We start from the raw sequence: 18,974 nt of genomic DNA, 5'->3' as shown, positions 1-18,974 counted from the left end.
TGTGAAAATAAGTCCTTTTGCCGAGATCCGGCGTGATTTGCATCAAATACCGGAGATAGGGTTCCAAGAATTCAAGACGCAGGAATACCTACTTAACTACATAACGAAACTGGCCCAGGAGCGAATGGAGATAGAAACTTGGCGGACTGGGATATTCGTGAAAGTGAAGGGAATGAACCCGCGAAAAACGATTGGCTACCGGGCTGATATTGACGGTCTGCCGATAAAAGAGGAAACCGGATTGCCGTTTGCATCCACACACGAGGAATATATGCATGCCTGCGGTCATGATTTTCATATGAGCATAGGTTTGGGATTATTGACATATTTCACCGAAAATCCGATCGATGATGACTTGCTATTCATCTTCCAGCCTGCAGAAGAAGGTCCTGGCGGAGCTGAACCGATGCTTAAATCGGAAACGATGAAAAAATGGAAGCCGGATATGATTCTTGCTTTACATATTGCTCCAGAGTACCCAGTTGGGACGATTGCCGTTAAAGAAGGGCTTCTATTTGCCAATACATCTGAATTATTCATCGATTTGAGAGGGAAAGGAGGGCATGCAGCCTATCCGCATGAAACAAATGACATGGTCATTGCGGCCTGTTCGCTTGTAGGGCAGCTGCAAACAATCGTTTCCAGGAATGTCAATCCACTTGATTCAGCTGTCATTACAGTTGGGAAGATTACTGGAGGCACCGTTCAAAATATTATTGCGGAGACAGCACGGTTAGAAGGTACAATACGCACCCTTAACCCCGAATCGATGGTAAAGGTCAAGTCAAGAATAAAAGCGCTTGTGGATGGCATACAAGTGGGATATGAGTGCTTGGCTGAAATCGACTATGGTGCGATGTATCACCAGGTGTATAATGAAGAACGGCTGACCCGGGAATTCATGGAATTTACAGAGAAGTCAACCGCTGTTCATTTGCATCGCTGCACTGAAGCAATGACTGGTGAAGATTTTGGTTATATGTTAAAGGAGATTCCAGGATTCATGTTCTGGCTGGGGGTTTCATCGGATTACGGATTGCACCACGCTAAGTTAAGTCCGGATGAAACTGCGATTGAGCTCGCAATCAATCACTTAACGGACTATATAACGTTTAAAGGAAGCGAAGCGTAAAAAATGCTTTTCAGTACAGAACATGCTCTAAAGAGAGAACGAATGACGTTGGAGGGCTTATTGTGAAAAAAGAATTTGCGGTGATTGGACTTGGCCGTTTTGGCGGCAGCATAGTCAAGACATTAGCTGAAGAAGGATTAGGGGTTCTGGCTATCGATGCTGACGAAGATCGAGTGAATGAATTTGCCAGAATAGCTTCACATGCCGTAGTAGGGGATACTACAGATGAAAATGTACTGAGAAACATAGGGATTCGGAATTTTGATCACGTCATTGTAGCGATTGGCGAGAATATTCAAGCTAGCATATTGACGACGCTTATGCTTAAGGAATTGGGTGTCGGGAATGTTACGGTTAAAGCGCAAAATGATTATCATGAGAAGGTTCTTCGTAAAATCGGGGCCGACTATGTCGTGCACCCCGAACGAGATATGGGGAGAAGGATCGCCCATAATATCGTCTCCAATAATATTCTCGATTATTTGGAGCTTTCTGATGAACACTCCATCGTCGAAATTGTTGCAAGCCAAAAGATGAATGGAAACTCGATCTTTGACCTTGATATCCGTGCTCATTATGGGCTGAATATAGTCGCGATCAAAAGGGGGAACGATATAAATGTCTCCCCGCAGGCGAGCGATTTAATTCATAAAGGTGATATATTGATCGTCATCGGCGCGGATTCGGACATCAATCGCTTTGAAAAAAAAATTGTGGAATAAGCAAGCCTTGCTCAATTTCGGGCAGCGCGCACTTATTATCCACAAAAAAGCCCAGCCATCAATGGCTGGGCTTCTATTATTATTGGACTTCCATGATGATCGGCAGGATCATTGGACGCCGTTTAGTCTTTTCATATAGGAATGGAGATAAAGTGTCTGTAATTTCATTTTTAATTTCAGACCATTGTGTAGTTTTGCGCTCCATCACCTTATTTAAATGCTTAGTTATCAAGGATTGAGCATCGCTGATAAGGTCTCCTGATTCTCTCATGTAAACAAATCCGCGTGAGATGATGTCAGGTCCGGATGCAATTTTGAATTCCTTCATATTGATGCTGACAACGACAACGACAAGGCCTTCCTCAGAAAGAATCCGACGATCACGGAGAACGATATTACCAATATCCCCGATGCCGCTTCCATCGATATAAACCGATCCTGAAGGGATTTTACCAGCGATTTGTGCTGTGTTTTCACTTAAGGATAGAACTTCGCCATTATCCATGATAAAGCAATTTTCTTCCGGAACCCCGCAATCGACTGCATGGCGGGCATGTAGTTTTTGCATACGGTATTCACCATGGATTGGCATGAAGAATTTTGGTTTAATCAAACGAAGCATCAGCTTTTGTTCCTGCTGTCCGCCATGTCCTGATGTATGAATGTCATTCAAAGGACCTGAAATGACGTCTGCTCCTGCACGATATAATTGATTGATTGTTCTCGAAACACTGATTGTGTTACCTGGGATAGGTGAAGATGAAAATACTACAGTATCACCAGGAATGATTTGAATCTGACGGTGAGTGCCATTCGCTATGCGCGATAATGCTGCCATTGGTTCACCTTGACTGCCTGTACAAAGGATGGTTACTTTATTCGCAGGCATACGATTCAATTGCTGTACATCAATAAATGTATCTTTAGGCGCTACGATATAACCAAGATCTTGTCCAATTGATATGGCTGAATCCATGCTTCGGCCAAAAACGGCTATTTTACGGCCGTTAGCCACGGCTGCTTCGACAACTTGCTGAAGGCGATGGATGTTCGATGCAAACGTTGCAAAAATAATCCGGCCGTCAACCTTACGGAAAATGTCTTGAATGGTATCGCCGACACGGCTTTCGGACATAGTAAAGTTCTGCACTTCACTATTTGTGCTATCCGAGAGTAAGCACAATACACCTTCTTTACCGATCTCAGCCATCTTGGTCAGGTTTGCAGGCTCGCCCACTGGTGTGAAGTCGAATTTAAAATCACCAGTATGGACAATTTGTCCAGGTGGTGTTTTTACAACGATTCCATAAGAGTCAGGGATACTGTGTGTTGTACGGAAGAATGAGACGGACGTTTTCCGGAACTTGATCACTTCATCTTCACTGATCTCAATCATGGTTGTCTGGCGTAAAAGGCCGTGTTCTTCCAATTTATTACGAAGCAGTCCAAGTGCTAGTTTCCCGCCGTATACAGGGACATTCACTTTTCTAAGCAAATAAGGAATCCCGCCAATATGATCTTCATGGCCATGGGTAATGAAGACACCTTTAATTTTATCTACATTTTTTTCTAAATAGCTGTAATCTGGAATCACATAGTCAATACCAAGAAGCTCATCTTCGGGAAATTTAATTCCAGCATCAATGATGATGATTTCATCTTGAAACTGAACAGCATATGTGTTCTTACCGATTTCGCCTAAACCGCCCAGGGCGAATACAGCTGTTTGATCGTTTTTTACAAATTTCATAAATTATAGCTCCAATACTTTGTAATCTTCATTTTGTTTTTCATATTCTAAATATGCTCCGGTTACGGGTAATACGATTTCTACGTTATAAGGTTCCTTTTTTAATTTTAAACGAACGTCACGAACGGATTCACCTTCGACAAACATTGTTTTAGTATTCTCCCTGATGGGAACCTCTGATATGGTTACTTGATAGTATACCTTAAAAACCATTTTAATCTCTCCTCACTTGTTTGCATTGCTTTTTTCATTATATATAAAAACAACAATTTTTTCATGTTTTTCAACATCATGTAAAAATAAACCCAGCTCCGCCATAAAAACGGAAGGGGTTTGATGAATTAAATATACCAATGTCTAAAAGTATATAAAAAAATAGATGGCCGATTCTGGTATCAATCCAATTGTGTCTTCCTCTATCTTATATCCTATCCGTTTTTGCCATGTGTAAAACTTAAATCATGGGATCTTTTTTTTCATAAACGATTTCTTTCTAATTAAAACAGTACGACTGTGTCAGCGTTTCATGAAAACACAACGACTCATATCTTTATTTGAAATATGTATCCCCCTGACCATATAAAAGCCAAGATAGAAAGAATGCTTAACAAGAACTTTACAACAAGGAAGAAGCCCTTCGCAAGTTTTTGAAGAGCTGTCCGAAAAAAATTCGCATATGGATGACGGCCAAGGCAGGAATGAGTGGCAAATCATGCGATAGATTTTTTTCTTAAAAGATCTTTCCACTGTTTAGCAAGCTTTTTACGAAGCTTTTTTAACATGGCGATCACGCTCCCTTACTATTATTGTATAGGATTATTCAATAATGTAAATACGTCTTTACAGGTACTTGGCCCATTTTTGAAAAAAAAGGCTCATTCAAACAAGCGGCTGGGATTTTGGAGGATAGAAGGATGGGAGAGAAATAATCTAAGAAAGCCTGAGTTGTCACTATTAAGAATAGTATATGCCCATTCATGAATAAAAAACGTAAATTGAGTGGAATCCAGTTATGTTACTTGACTTATCTTGATGACAATTATTAAATGGGTACATATTAAAAAGGAAAAATGAATGAATTGGAAGTGAATTGTTAGTGAAAATCGTATTCTTTGATATTGACGGAACATTGCTCGATCATGAAAAAAAGTTACCTGCTTCAACAAAAAAAGCCATTAAGCAACTGCAGGATAGCGGGGTTTTTGTAGCGATTGCCACAGGAAGGGCTCCGTTCATGTTCGAATCTTTAAGGGAAGAGCTTGGCATCGATACATTTGTAAGTTTCAATGGACAATACGTTGTTTTTGAAGGGAAAGTCGTTTATAAAAACCCTTTGAGCATACCTGAGATAAAACGGCTCCACGAACATGCTGAAAAAAATGAAATACCGATCGTTTTCATGAATGAGGAGACAATGAAATCGAGTGTTCCACATCATAGCAGAATCGAAGAAGCATTAAGCAGCCTGAAGTTTCCCCACCCTGAACATGTGGCAGATTTTTATGAGGACCATGATATATATCAAGCCTTATTATTCTGTTCGGAAGATGAAGAAGGGAACTTTGTTGGGAAATATGACGACTTTCATTTCATTAGATGGCATGAATATTCAACGGATGTACTTCCATTCGGGGGTTCAAAAGCTGAAGGCATTAAAATATTAATGGAAAAAGTCGGGTTTGCTTTGGAGGATGTTTACGCCTTTGGAGATGGCTTAAATGATATAGAGATGTTAAAAGTAGCGGGATATGGCGTGGCAATGGGGAATGCCGGTCAACTGGTGAAGCAAGAGGCAGACTTTGTAACGAAGGATGTCGATGATGATGGCATACTTTTTGGTTTGAAGGAACTGGAACTGATATAAAAAAACAAAACCCCCGTCAGCCAACAGACAGGGGTTTTGCTTATTGCGTTACCTTTCCAACGCAATTGAATTTTCCGGAATGGCATAGGGGTCTTCCGGATTGATATGATCAAAAAACATGATTCCATTAAGGTGGTCGATTTCATGCTGAAAGCAAATGGCTGCGATGCCTTTCAGGCGGAGTTGAACCGATTTTCCTTCCAGGTCCGTACCCACAACCGTTATTCGAGCATAACGGGGCACATAGCCGGAAACGGGACGATTTACGGAAAGGCAGCCTTCTCCGGATGTCAAATATGCTTTTCCCACTGAATGGCTGATGAGTTTAGGGTTGAAAAGTGCATAGCTATACAGTTGACCATCTTTTTCTTTCAAATGAACCGCGATCATCCTTTTTGAAACATTCACCTGTGGTGCAGCCAAGCCAATTCCTGCCCTTAGCCCGAATAGTGCAGAAATATCGGGATTCTGGCTGTTTTGGATATATTCCATCAAGCTTTCTAAAAGTTGCTTATCTTCTTTTGATGCCGGAAGCGGAACCTCTACCGCGACTTGCCTTAAGATTGGATCGTCTTCATTAACAAAATCATCCATGGTAAGCATTATCTTTCACCCCGCAAAAATTCTTATAATATGTATAGGGTTATTTTAACAAAAAAAACACTGAAAGTTAATGGATGTCTAATGAAAGAAAAATGGAAGGGATGGAATCAAGTCATTAATTCCTATCCCAGCCATTATATTATTTGCGTGTTAAGGTCTATTTAAAAAAAATAAATCATTTTTTGTTATTCAGGGTAAATAGTTAACATTTTCGGGTAAAGGTAATAGTAATTACCTGGTTAGCATAAGCACGCGCCGACAATGATTAACAGAATGAACAGGACAATGATTAGAGCGAAGCCGCTTCCAAAGCCGCAGCCTCCACCACCATAGCCATAACCATCACCATAACCATAGCTGGGTGCAACGGAAACCGGATAACAGCATTCCTGGTTGTAACCTCCATACATAATTTCATACCTCCGTTTTTTGTATTATTAAAATACTGACCACTCTGATTTGAAACGGTCACTACAGCCTATGCAGTATGGCTTAAAGGGTGTAGGCTAGCGCCCAGTAATGAAAAAAACCTGTTTGGAATATGATTGTAACAAGTGTTTGCTGCTAATAAGGGAATTTAGAGAAAAATGAATCATCGAAGTACTATTAGAAGGAGCTGTCTAAGTTGAAGCGTTTTGGTCCATATGTTATTTTACTTCTTTCTTTAGTGATATTGACTGGTTGTTTTAATGGTTCACCGGAAGAAAGAATCCACAAAATCCTAGAGAAAACTGCAGATAAGGAAAGTGATTTCACCGAACATCAAGAGCCTCTTAATGATTTGGAGAAAAAAGAAAAAGAAAAATATGAGAAAATCATTAAACTTGGATTGGATGATTATAAACAGATTGTCGAGCTTTCAGATGAAGCCACCAAGAATATCGACCAAAGGGAAAAAATAATTGAAAAGGAACAAAGCAGTATGCAATCCTCAAAAGAACAATTCAATCAGATAGATGAACAAATCGGGAAAATAGAGGATGAAAAAATAAAAAAAGAAGCGACTGAAATGAAAAAGGTCATGAGTGAGCGCTATAGCACCTACGATAATTTATATGATGCTTATCAACAAAGTCTGGCTTATGATCGTGAATTATATGAACTTTTTAAAAAAGAGGATTTGAAAATGGATGAATTACAAGTGCAAATCAAGAAAATAAATACTTCTTATACAAAGGTTCTGAAAGCAAATGAGGAATTTAATGCATTAACGGAAAAATCAAATCAAAAAAAAGAAAGTTTTTATGATAGTTCCGGCATAGAAATGGCTGATTCAACAAAATAATATAAATAATGATGGGCTGTGATTCTCACTCACAGCCCATATTTTGTTCAATCCAGTTCATGTAGGGACAGAAAAATTCTAGAATGGCCTTTTTTGTGCAACCACCTTGATGCGGGATTCCATACCTGTACTAAAAAAAAACGATAATCAAAATTCTAACAGCAGACTTATATGAAAGCGTTTGAGTATTTTTTTGGAATATTATTCCGACGGCTCAAATGCCTATAGTTTAAGCGGTTTTGGAATCGATCCGATATGCTGGGGGGTTTAAATGTTATCCTTCGCAATCCTTAAATTGAAAAATAGGGGAAATTTAATAGTACAGTTGTAAAGTGAAAACTAATACAGAGAAGAAGTATGAGTATTGGAAATTCTATTAAATCAAAATTATAAGGAACTCCAAGTGATTGACTTGATGTTAATTCATCTTGTAAACTTAATCTATAAAAATTCTTGTATCATTTTCCTTGATTTTTTTTATGGTACAGAATAAGATTGAGACATATTAAGCATATCCACGTTTGGGGATTGGTCTTAAGGGAAAAATAAAAGAATGAATGGTTGAAGAAACTAAAAAGCAAACTATTTTTGCTTTATAGAATAATAATAGCAAACCTTTTTAATGAAAGGATGAGGTGCCAAATGGCTCAAAAAACTAAACAAGCTAAAATTAATGTTCAGGATCAGCTTAAGAAAGTAGAAGAACAATTTGAAACTTTTCAAATTTTAAATGAAGAGGGAGAAGTCGTTAATGAAGCGGCAATGCCTGATTTAAGTGATGAACAATTGCAAGAATTAATGCGTCGTATGGTATATACACGAATCTTGGATCAACGTTCTATATCACTGAACCGCCAAGGCAGATTAGGTTTCTATGCACCGACTGCCGGTCAAGAAGCATCTCAAATCGCTTCCCAGTATGCTTTGGAAAAAGAAGATTTCATTCTGCCTGGCTACCGTGATGTTCCGCAAATCGTTTGGCATGGCCTTCCGCTTTGGCAAGCATTCTTGTTCTCCCGGGGACATTTTAAGGGAAATCAAATTCCTGAAGACGTCAATGTAATTTCCCCTCAAATCATTATCGGCGCTCAATATATTCAAGCTGCAGGTGTTGCTCTTGGGTTGAAGAAACGCGGAAAAAAAGCTGTAGCCATCACATATACGGGTGACGGCGGAACCTCACAAGGTGACTTCTATGAGGGAATTAACTTTGCAGGTGCATTTAAAGCGCCGGCTATCTTCATCGTGCAAAATAACCGTTTCGCAATCTCGACTCCGGTTGATTTGCAATCAGCAGCGAAAACATTAGCCCAGAAGGGTGTGGCTGCAGGTATCCCAGGCATCCAAGTTGATGGTATGGATGCGTTGGCCGTTTATACAGCCGTTAAAGAAGCGCGTGAACGTGCAATTAATGGTGAAGGCCCTACATTGATTGAAACATTAACTTACCGTTATGGTCCGCATACGATGGCTGGGGATGACCCGACACGTTACCGTACTTCCGAAATGGATAACGAGTGGGAACTGAAAGATCCATTGGTTCGTTTCCGCAAGTTCTTGGAAAACAAAAAACTTTGGAATGAAGAATTAGAGAACGAAACGATAGAAAAAGCAAAAGACGATATTAAAGAAGCGATCAAATTGGCAGATGCAGAACCTAAGCAAAAGGTTACAGACCTTATTGAAAACATGTATGAAGAAATGCCTTATAACTTAAAAGAACAATATGAAATTTATAAAGAGAAGGAGTCGAAGTAAGCCATGGCTCAATTGACGATGATTCAAGCAATTACAGAAGCATTACGTACAGAACTTAAGAATGACGAGAATGTACTCGTTTTTGGGGAAGATGTTGGTGTTAATGGAGGAGTTTTCCGTGCGACGGAAAATCTTCAAAAAGAATTCGGTGAAGATCGTGTATTCGATACACCTCTTGCTGAATCTGGAATCGGTGGATTAGCGGTCGGTCTTTCTTTACAAGGTTTCCGTCCTGTTCCTGAAATTCAATTCTTCGGGTTTGTATATGAAGTAATGGATTCCGTAAGCGGTCAGCTTGCTCGTATGCGCTACCGTTCAGGCGGACGTTACAGTGCACCGGTTACAATTCGCTCACCTTTTGGAGGCGGAGTGCATACTCCGGAAATGCACGCTGATAGCTTGGAAGGTTTAATGGCCCAGCAACCAGGGTTAAAGGTAGTTATCCCTTCCACTCCTTACGATGCAAAAGGCTTATTGATTTCAGCTATTCGTGATAATGACCCTGTCATTTTCCTTGAGCACATGAAATTGTACCGCTCTTTCCGTCAGGAAGTGCCTGAAGAAGAGTATACAATTCCGTTGGGAAAAGCCGATGTTAAAAGAGAAGGAACGGATTTATCCATTATTACGTATGGTGCAATGGTACAGGAATCCATCAAGGCAGCTGAGGAATTGGCTAAGGAAGGTCATTCCGTCGAAGTGGTCGACTTACGGACTGTTTCTCCATTGGATATCGATACGATCATTGCTTCTGTAGAAAAAACTGGACGCGCTATCGTTGTTCAAGAAGCACAAAAGCAAGCTGGTATTGCAGCGAATGTCGTAGCGGAAATTAACGAACGTGCCATTTTGAGCTTGGATGCTCCGGTACTGCGGGTGGCGGCTGCTGATACGGTATTCCCGTTTTCACAAGCTGAAACAGTATGGCTCCCTAATTATAAAGACATTATTGAAACGGCGACTAAAGTCTTGAAGTTTTAACATCTTGAGTAATGGAATGAATGTCCTGCTTGGGAAAGTAATATCGCATTAACGGTAATGCAAGATAAAGGACTTTATTCAAAGCACTAAGTATGATTTAATATAGGAGGTTGAACTCAGTGGCATTCCAATTTAGACTCCCTGATATCGGAGAAGGTATACACGAAGGTGAAATAGTGAAATGGTTTGTAAAACCAGGAGATAAGATTCAAGAAGATGACGTGCTTTGCGAGGTTCAGAACGATAAGGCCGTTGTTGAAATCCCATCACCGGTGGAAGGTACCGTGGAAGAAATCCTTGTTGAAGAAGGAACGGTTGCCGTTGTTGGCGATGTACTTGTAACATTCGATGCTCCAGGTTATGAAAATCTTCAGTTTAAAGGGGACCATGGAGAAGAAGCGAAGGCAGAAGGTGAGAAGAATACGGAGGCCCAGGTTCAAGCAACAGCTGAAGCTGGACAGGAAGTCAAGAAAGAGGCTGCTCCGGTTCAAGAAAATAATGGTGTAACGGGCGCGGGAGCACAACCACAAGTTGATGCAGATCCTTCACGACGTATCATCGCCATGCCTTCTGTTAGGAAATATGCGCGCGAACAAGGGGTAAATATTCGTGAGATTTCTGGTTCTGGAGATAATGGCCGCATCATGAAAGATGACATAGATGCTTTCAAAAACGGCAAAACTGCTCCACAGCAACCTGAAGCTCAAAGTGAAGCTTCACAACAAAATGATACGGAAACAACCGAAAAACAAAAAGTTACAATTCCAGAAGGGCAATATCCTGAAACTCGCGAAAAAATGAGCGGCATGAGAAAAGCGATCGCCAAAGCCATGGTGAAATCCAAACAGACAGCTCCACATGTTACATTAATGGATGAAGTCGATGTGACGCTATTGGTTGCTCACCGTAAGAAATTCAAGGAAATTGCTGCACAAAAAGGAATCAAGCTTACATTCCTACCTTATGTTGTTAAAGCGTTAACAAGTGCATTGCGTGAATTCCCTATGCTTAACACATCATTTGATGATGAGGCTAGTGAGATTATCCATAAACACTATTACAATATCGGAATTGCGGCAGACACAGACAAAGGACTGCTCGTTCCGGTTGTAAAAGATGCAGATCGTAAATCAACTTTTGCTATTTCACAAGAAATTAATGAATTAGCGACGAAAGCCCGTGACGGCAAATTGGCTCCTAACGAAATGAAAGGTGCTTCTTGCTCCATTACGAATATCGGTTCCGCAGGCGGTCAATGGTTCACACCTGTAATCAATCATCCAGAAGTTGCCATTCTAGGGATTGGACGCATTGCCGAAAAAGCAATTGTACGCGACGGGGAAATTATCGCCGCTCCAGTTCTGGCATTATCACTGAGCTTTGATCACCGCATGATTGATGGAGCTACAGCTCAACATGCATTGAATCATATCAAAAAGTTATTGAACGACCCAGAATTATTGTTAATGGAGGCGTAAACAATGGTAGTAGGAGATTTTCCAATCGAAACAGATACTTTAGTGATCGGTTCAGGCCCAGGGGGATATGTTGCCGCAATTCGCGCAGCACAGCTTGGGCAGAAAGTAACGGTCGTTGAAAAAGGAACAATCGGCGGAGTTTGTTTGAATGTAGGCTGTATCCCATCAAAAGCTTTAATTTCGGCTGGACACCGTTTCCATGATGCTCAGCATTCAGAAGATATGGGTATCTTTGCAGAAAAAGTTTCTGTTGATTTTTCTAAAGTACAAGCTTGGAAAGGTTCTGTTGTTAAAAAATTAACAGGCGGTGTAAGCAGCCTATTAAAAGGTAATAACGTTGATGTTGTAACTGGTGAAGCTTATTTCGTTGATGAAAACAGCATCCGTGTTATGAATGAAGACTCAGCCCAAACATATACATTTAAAAACGCAATCATCGCCACTGGTTCATCGCCAATCGAGATTCCGTCATTTAAATATACGAAACGTGTACTTAATTCCACTGGTGCTCTTGCTTTGGAAGAAGTTCCAGGTTCGATCGTGGTAATCGGCGGAGGTTACATTGGTACTGAGCTTGGCGGAGCATTCGCAAGCTTCGGCACTAAAGTGACCATCCTTGAGGGTACTGAAGAAATCCTTTCTGCAGGCTTTGAAAAACAAATGGCAGCACTTGTTAAGCGTAACCTTAAAAACAAGGGTGCTGAAATTGTCACTAAAGCAAATGCAAAAGGTGTGGAAGAAACTGAAACAGGTGTAACCGTTACTTATGAAGTAAAAGGCGAAGAGAAAAAAGTTGAAGCCGATTACGTATTAGTAACAGTTGGACGTCGTCCAAATACGGCAGAGATCGGCCTGGAGCAAGTCGGAATCAAAATGACTGACCGTGGTTTGATCGAAACGGATAAACAATGCCGTACAAGCGTGAAAAACATTTACGCAATCGGTGATATCGTTTCTGGACCTCAGTTGGCTCATAAAGCTTCTTATGAAGGTAAAATTGCTGCTGAAGCCATTGCAGGTCATACATCTGAAATCGACTATCTTGCTATTCCGGCTGTTGTATTCTCTGAACCGGAACTTGCTTCTGTCGGTTATAATGAAAAAGAAGCGAAGGAAGCTGGAATCGAAGCGCTTGCTTCTAAATTCCCATTCGCTGCAAATGGACGAGCTCTTTCTTTAAATAATACGGACGGATTTGTGAAGCTTATCACTCGCAAAGAAGACGGATTGGTTATAGGAGCACAAATTGCAGGACCAAACGCTTCTGATATGATTGCAGAACTTGGTCTGGCTATCGAAGCAGGAATGACTGCCGAAGATATCGCAATGACAATCCATGCACATCCAACTTTAGGGGAAATTACAATGGAAGCTGCTGAAGTTGCCCTTGGAACTCCTATTCACATCATCAAGTAATCGATTTTTATAAAAAAGCGTACTGCCCCATGCAGTACGCTTTTTTTTGTTTGGCATATATCCGAATATGAAGGATGACTCCCCATTCATCATTTTCTTCACGCTAGTTAAATGAAAAGGGCTAAAAGGGCATAAGCTATAAAAAGGACTTCTTACTTTTTCTCCTTGAAAGGTTTTGAGAAAGGTAATAAAGGATAAAAAATAAGATGAGCGATGTTAATTGAATATTTTTTGCCAATAAAGAGATCATGGCTGATATATTCATATTAAAATGGGGTGGATCACTTGAAAAATTATCTGGTAATCCTCTTTCAACTAATCGTTTGGAGTGGGTATACCTTAGTTGAATGGCTGTCTGTTAACGATCGATTCGTTTTCAAAGTATTCATGTTTCTGGTCTTTTCCTATCTAGCCATTTACATTGGCAAAATGATTTTAAAATCCAATAGGCGAACAATGCTAGTTACCGTGATAAGTCTATTATGCTACGGTATTTTGCAAATCCTTTTGGAAACGCTAGTACCCCTTTATTAAAATTTAAGCAAGCCGCTATGACACAAGAAACCACGGAGGAATCATGATTAACAAAGGAGTAGCATTATTTACATTAGTATCATTTTTATTGATGGCATGTAATGGACCGAGTTCCGGTCCAACAGAAAATGAAAATCAAAAAAGTGTGGAAACGACAACAACGGTCCAAGATGAAAGCCAGCAAGAGAAAGACCCGGAAAACGAAACGTCAAAAACGATTGACGCTGGAAATGTAAAGGCAGAATATCAGGTGGACGAAAATAATTGGTCATTTAAACCAATTGGGGATTCAAATCCGAAAGTTGTACTGTTAACATTTGATGATGCACCTGATAAATATTCTCTGAAAATCGCCCAGACCCTGAAGCGCCTTGAAGTACCTGCTATTTTTTTCGTGAACGGTCACTTTCTTGAAAATGATGAAAATAAGGCGATGCTAAAAGAAATTCATGAAATGGGTTTTTCTATCGGTAATCATACTTATTCCCATGTGAATTTAAAACAGTTGACCGAAAAAGAACAAGAGCGGGAAATCGTAAAATTGAACAATATGGTAGAAGGCATTACAGGGGTAAGCCCGAAGTACTTTAGGGCGCCATTTGGATCGAATACCGAGCATTCAAAAAAAGTCGCTGAGAAAGAAAAAATGTTGGTCATGAATTGGACATATGGATATGACTGGGAAAAAGGATATCAGGATAAAACAGCGTTAACGGAAATCATGTTGAACAGCCCTTATTTAGGAAATGGTGCGAACTTACTGATGCATGACCGGAAATGGACGAGTGAAGCCATCGAGGATATCGTGAAAGGTTTTCAAAAGGAAGGTTATGAGATCCTTGATCCAAAGTTAATTGAAACGCCTGCATGAGGCAATTCCGGCTTCTGCAGGTTTTTTTATTTCCTTGGATAATAATACATCACCCGTTTATTGAAGAGATGTAGCTGCGCCCGTAATTTCTTTGCAAGGAACTTGCACAGTTCATTAGCTTTCCCCTTATCACCGAAAGTTGCTGTTTCAGGGAGGGTGAACTGGATATAGGATTGAATCCGCTCTGATCCATCTTCATCCTTAACGACTTCTTGGTCAACGCCTATTAATATCATGTGATATCGATCTTCTATGGATTGGAGGTATATGGCCTTATCTTTCATCTTTTCTGGTTCTTTCATTTCATAAGGAAATGCTTTCTTATCATAGTCCCAATCCAGTTGCTTTCCGGTTTTCGCTGTGATCATTTGATAATAGTTCAGCAATTCTTTCACGTCTTCGATGGTTACAGTCCCTTTCACGGACTCAGGAACGAGTTTGATATAGGCATTTTCAGTCATGTGGATCCCCCTTAGATCGATAGGATATAAGAATATATTAACATTTTATGGATGTATTATATACATATCTATATGTAAATTAAAAGGCGAAATTCCTTTTTCACCTTGCTATGCAAAAGTAAGGGGTGCGATGAAATGAACTCCAGGGTCCAAAAAGGAATCACTCTAACGAACGATTAAAGTCAATTTATTCCAACATGAGTGTTCATTAAATGGAAAAAAAGCATATATGTTATACTTTTTAACTTGAAATAATAAATGTGTTATATTATAATTCAGATAAAGCGGTTACATTACGTTATTGATGCATACAATATAGAGGAAGGGGTTGTAAAAATGGGAACTATCGTATGTCAAACTTGCAATAGCACGATTGAACATTTTGAAGATGAAAAAGTAAGTGTACTATATACACACAATCACAACTGCCAAAGCTGTGATACAGCTGCCTCTGAAAAATAAATCGAAAAAGGATAATAAGATTAATAGAATTTAAGGGTGTTTCAGGATTGTAACCTGGGGCACCCTTTTTATAGAAGTTAATGAAGCGAAATCTTCAGTTGATCGGGAGTTGCTTGCTCAATAATAAGGGGCAAAAAAACCAGAGCAGCACTTTGCTCTGGTTTGATGGAATCAATCAATTTTTAATGATGCGTAAATATTTTATTTCTGGGTCCTCAGGGCCTTGAACAGGAAGGCCGGCCTCGATGTTTTTCCGGATGTAATTGATATTATCTTCAGTAATCAATTCCCCTGGTATGAAGATCGGAATTCCAGGCGGGTAAACCATGATGAACTCAGCGCTAATTTTGCCGACAGATTCCTCAATGGGAACCACTTCGGTGTCTGCATAAAATGCCTCCCTTGGTGATAAAGCCAGTGGTGGTGTATCAGGAAGCAGGACCTCGATTTTTTCATGTTCAGCCGCCATTTCCTTAAACTCATCCGCCAAGTCTCTAAGGGCAGCAATCAGAAGATCCGCTTCTGTTTTTGAGTCTCCAGGTGTTATCAGGCAAAGGATATTGTACAAGTCAGAAAGTTCCACTTCGATATTATGCTTTTCACGAAGCCATTTCTCAACGTCGTATCCGGTAATATTCAATTCCTTGATGGATATGATTAATTTAGTCGGGTCATAACTAAAGGCTGCCTCACTCTCGAGAATTTCGCTGCCGACACAATAAAGATAAGGAATCTCATTAACAGCCTCACGGATATACCCTGCGAGATTGATCGCTTCATCAATCATTTCCCTCCCTACCGTCGCAAGTTGTCTTCTGGCCGTATCCAGGGAAGCCAGTAGGATATAGGAGGTTGAGGTGGTTGTGAGCATGCTCAATATGGCTTGAACACGATTTGCGGAAACCAAACCGTTCTTAACATTTAATATGGAACTTCCCGTTAGTGAACCGCCCAGTTTATGAACACTCGTTGCAGCCATATCTGCTCCAGCTTGCATGGCTGACATGGGCAAGTCTTCATGGAAGTGTATATGGACACCATGTGCTTCATCCACCAGTACTGGGATTTGGCGGGAATGAGCAACTTCCACTATTTTTTGCAAATCGGCCGAAATGCCGAAATAGGTTGGATTGATGACAAGCAATCCTTTTGCATCGCTATGTTCCTTTAAAGTTTTCTCGACGGCATCGACGGTGATTCCGTGTGAGATGCCCAAATCTTTGTCTATTTCAGGATTGATGAAAATGGGAACAGCTCCGGAAAATACAATGGCAGACATAACGGATTTATGTACATTCCTTGGGACGATGATTTTGTCCCCAGGTCCGCAGACTGTCATGACCATTGTCATGATCGCTCCACTTGTTCCTTGAACGGAAAAGAATGTGTGATCCGCCCCAAAAGCTTCCGCGGCAAGATCCTGAGCTTGTTTAATGATCCCCTTTGGCTGATGGAGATCATCGAGTGGAGCGATATTGATTAAATCTATGGATAATGCATTTTCTCCAATGAAATTACGGAAATCAGCGTCCATTCCTTTCCCTTTTTTATGGCCTGGAATATGAAATTGAACGGGATTTTTTTTTGCATGCTGCAATAAGGCAGTGTATAAGGGTGTTTCATTCTGTGACAATTCTTTGTGGCCCCTTTTCAATAAAATAGGTACATAATCTTTGGGAGTATATACTCCCTTTCTATTAATGATCGTATGTTTCTCCGATTCCATCGTATGGTTAGTAAGCATGTGGATAGACATAAAACATATGAATTATAGCACGTCTTATAATAAATGCCTAGAGTGACTTTAATGTCCTGACTTAAACCATTTATATATGTCTTTGTTGTTAAGGGGCCCAATAAAATTATCAGCAGATTATAAATGTCCATTTTCCTAGTATTTACTGGATTTACTCAAGAATTCTTCTTTTATTAATATTGTAGGTGAGTTTAAAAATTGAACGGCTAAACAATATTTGCCATAATGAAGCTAATGGTTTTAGAGTTCAGCTAAATAAACAAACCACATAAAATGAAAAGGGAGCTGAGGAGTTTGAAGTGGAAAACGCGTGTGACCGATTTGTTAGGCATTCAATACCCAATCGTACAAGGGGGATTGGCCCATTTAGCATATGCAGACCTGGCGGCGGCAGTTTCGAATGCAGGAGGGCTGGGGCAGGTAACGGCCATGTCCTTGGACAACCCGGAGCAACTGACAGATGAAATTAGAAAAACCAAATCATTGACGGATAAACCGTTTGGTGTGAACTTTGCAATCGGACAGCATGGAAGACCTTATGAAAACATGCTGGAAGCAGCCTTGAAAGAGGATATCGTAGCTGTTTCCGTAACCGGCGGCAACCCTGCACCATTTCTTGATTACGTCAAAGGCACCCAGGTGAAAAAACTCGTGCTTGTTGCTGCAAAAAGGCAGGCAATGAAAGCTGAGCAGCTTGGGGCAGATGCGGTGATGGTAGTTGGTCAAGAGGGAGGAGGACATTTAGGCCGTGATGATATTGGAACTTCCGTGTTAATTCCTCAAGTTGTGGACTCCGTTAATATTCCAGTCATCGCCTCGGGTGGTTTTGGCGATGGACGCGGTTTGATGGCAGCATTGGCACTTGGTGCCGAAGGAATTGAGATGGGAACACGATTCATAGCGGTCAAGGAATGTGTTCATGCACATGAATTATATAAAAATGCCTTGGTTTCCGGCACAGAAAATGATACCGTTGTCATCAAGCGTTCCATTGGTGCACCAGCAAGGGTAATTGCAAACAGCTGGACCGATAAGATTCTTGAAATAGAAAAAGAAAATGGCGGATATGAACAATTGAAGGATTACATAAGCGGAAAAGCGAATCAGCGTTATATCCATGACGGTGTCGAAGGTGAAGGCTTTGCTTGGGCCGGACAAGTGATGGGGCTGATTCATGATGTACCATCGACTGCTGAACTATTCAGTCGGATTATCGACCAAGCGGAAGCAATTCGTTCAAAATGGGCAGACTGATGATGCATGGACTGCCGGACAGCATGAAAAACTATCTAGAAGGAGCGTGTTTAGGGTATGGATTATCAATATCCAATGGATCTTGATTGGTCTACTGAAGAAATCGTAGATGTGATCAGATTCTTTGAAGCTGTAGAAAAGGCTTATGAAAATAAAATACAAAAGGAAGAATTTATGAAGGCTTACCGAAGATTCAAGGAAATAGTCCCCGGTAAGGCGGATGAAAAAAAGTATACGGATGAGTTTGAGTCAGTCAGCACTTATTCAGCCTATCTTGTTATTAAGAAGGCAAAAGGAATCGATGACGGGGAATGGATAAAAATGAAAAATTAAAAATATTTTTAGAAAACTCCATTGACTTACTGAAAAGATTGTTTTAACATAATAAGCAAGAAAATGATAAAGGCAGTGACGAAGAAGAGTACCTTAATGATGTTCTGCAGAGAGCCAGTGGTTGCTGAAAACTGGTGAACGAATTTAAGCGAATGGACTTCCGAGCCCCAAACCGAAACGGATGAACGGAGTAGGCTTTGGCGATTATCTCATCGTTAATGGAGATAGGCATGTTAATGCCGTAAAGTGAGCTAATTTAGCTAATTAAGGTGGTACCACGGGTTCCTCGTCCTTTGGATGAGGGCCCTTTTTGC

The 18,974-nt window shown here is 40.5% G+C and carries 18 protein-coding genes and 1 other annotated feature; of the genes, 12 read left to right on the top strand and 6 right to left on the bottom strand.

Annotated elements, in window-relative coordinates:
- Position 1: 1 nt before the first annotated feature.
- Together ACFRAK_RS06115 and ACFRAK_RS06110 are read left to right on the top strand one after the other, a co-directional pair.
- Positions 2-1,132, top strand: coding sequence for an N-acetyldiaminopimelate deacetylase (locus tag ACFRAK_RS06115; RefSeq protein WP_387599614.1), 1,131 nt, complete (start codon positions 2-4; stop codon positions 1,130-1,132).
- A gap of 62 nt (positions 1,133-1,194) precedes the next feature.
- Positions 1,195-1,854 carry a potassium channel family protein gene (locus ACFRAK_RS06110; RefSeq protein WP_192203910.1) on the top strand — a complete coding sequence of 220 codons (660 nt, stop codon included), beginning with the start codon at positions 1,195-1,197 and terminating at the stop codon, positions 1,852-1,854.
- A gap of 79 nt (positions 1,855-1,933) precedes the next feature.
- Here ACFRAK_RS06110 and rnjA read toward each other — a convergent pair whose 3' ends face one another.
- Both rnjA and ACFRAK_RS06100 read right to left on the bottom strand, forming a co-directional pair.
- Positions 1,934-3,604 carry a ribonuclease J1 gene (gene rnjA / locus ACFRAK_RS06105; RefSeq protein ID WP_214750625.1) on the bottom strand — a complete coding sequence of 557 codons (1,671 nt, stop codon included), beginning with the start codon at positions 3,602-3,604 and terminating at the stop codon, positions 1,934-1,936.
- 3 nt (positions 3,605-3,607) lie between these two features.
- Entirely contained in the window at positions 3,608-3,817 is a 210-nt protein-coding gene (locus tag ACFRAK_RS06100; RefSeq protein ID WP_034314070.1) for a DNA-dependent RNA polymerase subunit epsilon, read from the bottom strand.
- An 883-nt stretch (positions 3,818-4,700) separates the two neighbouring features.
- On the opposite strand from ACFRAK_RS06100, the gene ACFRAK_RS06095 reads away from it, so the two are divergent.
- Positions 4,701-5,468: a Cof-type HAD-IIB family hydrolase gene (locus tag ACFRAK_RS06095; RefSeq protein ID WP_260284149.1), complete on the top strand. Its 768-nt coding sequence runs from the start codon at positions 4,701-4,703 to the stop codon at positions 5,466-5,468.
- Between the two features lie 48 nt (positions 5,469-5,516).
- Here ACFRAK_RS06095 and def read toward each other — a convergent pair whose 3' ends face one another.
- Positions 5,517-6,071 (bottom strand): peptide deformylase, encoded by a 555-nt coding sequence (def, locus tag ACFRAK_RS06090; RefSeq protein WP_394571420.1) that lies wholly within the window; start codon positions 6,069-6,071, stop codon positions 5,517-5,519.
- 239 nt (positions 6,072-6,310) lie between these two features.
- Positions 6,311-6,481 (bottom strand): YjcZ family sporulation protein, encoded by a 171-nt coding sequence (locus ACFRAK_RS06085; RefSeq protein ID WP_387599626.1) that lies wholly within the window; start codon positions 6,479-6,481, stop codon positions 6,311-6,313.
- 215 nt (positions 6,482-6,696) lie between these two features.
- On the opposite strand from ACFRAK_RS06085, the gene ACFRAK_RS06080 reads away from it, so the two are divergent.
- From ACFRAK_RS06080 to ACFRAK_RS06055, 6 genes are all read left to right on the top strand, one after another.
- Entirely contained in the window at positions 6,697-7,356 is a 660-nt protein-coding gene (locus ACFRAK_RS06080) for a YkyA family protein (protein ID WP_387599628.1), read from the top strand.
- Between the two features lie 642 nt (positions 7,357-7,998).
- Entirely contained in the window at positions 7,999-9,114 is a 1,116-nt protein-coding gene (gene pdhA / locus ACFRAK_RS06075) for a pyruvate dehydrogenase (acetyl-transferring) E1 component subunit alpha (RefSeq protein ID WP_192203915.1), read from the top strand.
- Positions 9,115-9,117: 3 nt separating this feature from the next.
- Complete coding sequence (locus ACFRAK_RS06070) at positions 9,118-10,095, top strand: alpha-ketoacid dehydrogenase subunit beta (RefSeq protein WP_076366780.1); 978 nt, start codon at positions 9,118-9,120, stop codon at positions 10,093-10,095.
- A gap of 119 nt (positions 10,096-10,214) precedes the next feature.
- Positions 10,215-11,573 (top strand): dihydrolipoamide acetyltransferase family protein, encoded by a 1,359-nt coding sequence (locus ACFRAK_RS06065; protein ID WP_387599633.1) that lies wholly within the window; start codon positions 10,215-10,217, stop codon positions 11,571-11,573.
- A 3-nt stretch (positions 11,574-11,576) separates the two neighbouring features.
- The gene (lpdA, locus tag ACFRAK_RS06060; RefSeq protein WP_387599636.1) at positions 11,577-12,989 is read left to right on the top strand and encodes a dihydrolipoyl dehydrogenase; all 1,413 of its coding nucleotides are present in this window, start codon (positions 11,577-11,579) and stop codon (positions 12,987-12,989) included.
- 577 nt (positions 12,990-13,566) lie between these two features.
- Positions 13,567-14,394, top strand: a complete 828-nt coding sequence (locus ACFRAK_RS06055; protein ID WP_387599638.1) for a polysaccharide deacetylase family protein — start codon at positions 13,567-13,569, stop codon at positions 14,392-14,394.
- Positions 14,395-14,420: 26 nt separating this feature from the next.
- Here the strand turns inward: ACFRAK_RS06055 and ACFRAK_RS06050 are convergent, their stop codons facing one another.
- The gene (locus tag ACFRAK_RS06050) at positions 14,421-14,855 is read right to left on the bottom strand and encodes a DUF1885 family protein (RefSeq protein WP_394571419.1); all 435 of its coding nucleotides are present in this window, start codon (positions 14,853-14,855) and stop codon (positions 14,421-14,423) included.
- A 336-nt stretch (positions 14,856-15,191) separates the two neighbouring features.
- Between ACFRAK_RS06050 and ACFRAK_RS06045 the strand changes: the two genes are divergently transcribed.
- Entirely contained in the window at positions 15,192-15,317 is a 126-nt protein-coding gene (locus ACFRAK_RS06045; protein WP_072272684.1) for a GapA-binding peptide SR1P, read from the top strand.
- A 175-nt stretch (positions 15,318-15,492) separates the two neighbouring features.
- Here the strand turns inward: ACFRAK_RS06045 and ACFRAK_RS06040 are convergent, their stop codons facing one another.
- Entirely contained in the window at positions 15,493-16,950 is a 1,458-nt protein-coding gene (locus ACFRAK_RS06040; protein WP_260284154.1) for an aminotransferase class I/II-fold pyridoxal phosphate-dependent enzyme, read from the bottom strand.
- A 396-nt stretch (positions 16,951-17,346) separates the two neighbouring features.
- Between ACFRAK_RS06040 and ACFRAK_RS06035 the strand changes: the two genes are divergently transcribed.
- Together ACFRAK_RS06035 and ACFRAK_RS06030 are read left to right on the top strand one after the other, a co-directional pair.
- Positions 17,347-18,327: an NAD(P)H-dependent flavin oxidoreductase gene (locus tag ACFRAK_RS06035; protein WP_394571418.1), complete on the top strand. Its 981-nt coding sequence runs from the start codon at positions 17,347-17,349 to the stop codon at positions 18,325-18,327.
- Positions 18,328-18,384: 57 nt separating this feature from the next.
- Positions 18,385-18,660, top strand: coding sequence for a UPF0223 family protein (locus tag ACFRAK_RS06030; protein ID WP_260284157.1), 276 nt, complete (start codon positions 18,385-18,387; stop codon positions 18,658-18,660).
- A 66-nt stretch (positions 18,661-18,726) separates the two neighbouring features.
- Positions 18,727-18,957, top strand: a binding site (T-box leader).
- Positions 18,958-18,974 lie beyond the last annotated feature (17 nt).

This window comes from Peribacillus sp. NPDC056705 (assembly GCF_043656335.1).
Note: the sequence above shows the minus strand (reverse complement) of the source record. Positions and strands in the feature narration are given on the sequence as shown.

What these genes read in the sequence shown, in the direction of transcription:
- rnjA (WP_214750625.1), bottom strand. Translation starts at nt 3,604, where the DNA reads ATGAAATTTGTAAAAAACGATCAAACAGCTGTATTCGCCCTGGGCGGT.
- ACFRAK_RS06100 (WP_034314070.1), bottom strand. Translation starts at nt 3,817, where the DNA reads ATGGTTTTTAAGGTATACTATCAAGTAACCATATCAGAGGTTCCCATC.
- def (WP_394571420.1), bottom strand. Translation starts at nt 6,071, where the DNA reads ATGCTTACCATGGATGATTTTGTTAATGAAGACGATCCAATCTTAAGG.
- ACFRAK_RS06085 (WP_387599626.1), bottom strand. Translation starts at nt 6,481, where the DNA reads ATGTATGGAGGTTACAACCAGGAATGCTGTTATCCGGTTTCCGTTGCA.
- pdhA (WP_192203915.1), top strand. Translation starts at nt 7,999, where the DNA reads ATGGCTCAAAAAACTAAACAAGCTAAAATTAATGTTCAGGATCAGCTT.
- ACFRAK_RS06070 (WP_076366780.1), top strand. Translation starts at nt 9,118, where the DNA reads ATGGCTCAATTGACGATGATTCAAGCAATTACAGAAGCATTACGTACA.
- lpdA (WP_387599636.1), top strand. Translation starts at nt 11,577, where the DNA reads ATGGTAGTAGGAGATTTTCCAATCGAAACAGATACTTTAGTGATCGGT.
- ACFRAK_RS06055 (WP_387599638.1), top strand. Translation starts at nt 13,567, where the DNA reads ATGATTAACAAAGGAGTAGCATTATTTACATTAGTATCATTTTTATTG.
- ACFRAK_RS06050 (WP_394571419.1), bottom strand. Translation starts at nt 14,855, where the DNA reads ATGACTGAAAATGCCTATATCAAACTCGTTCCTGAGTCCGTGAAAGGG.
- ACFRAK_RS06045 (WP_072272684.1), top strand. Translation starts at nt 15,192, where the DNA reads ATGGGAACTATCGTATGTCAAACTTGCAATAGCACGATTGAACATTTT.
- ACFRAK_RS06035 (WP_394571418.1), top strand. Translation starts at nt 17,347, where the DNA reads ATGAAAAGGGAGCTGAGGAGTTTGAAGTGGAAAACGCGTGTGACCGAT.
- ACFRAK_RS06030 (WP_260284157.1), top strand. Translation starts at nt 18,385, where the DNA reads ATGGATTATCAATATCCAATGGATCTTGATTGGTCTACTGAAGAAATC.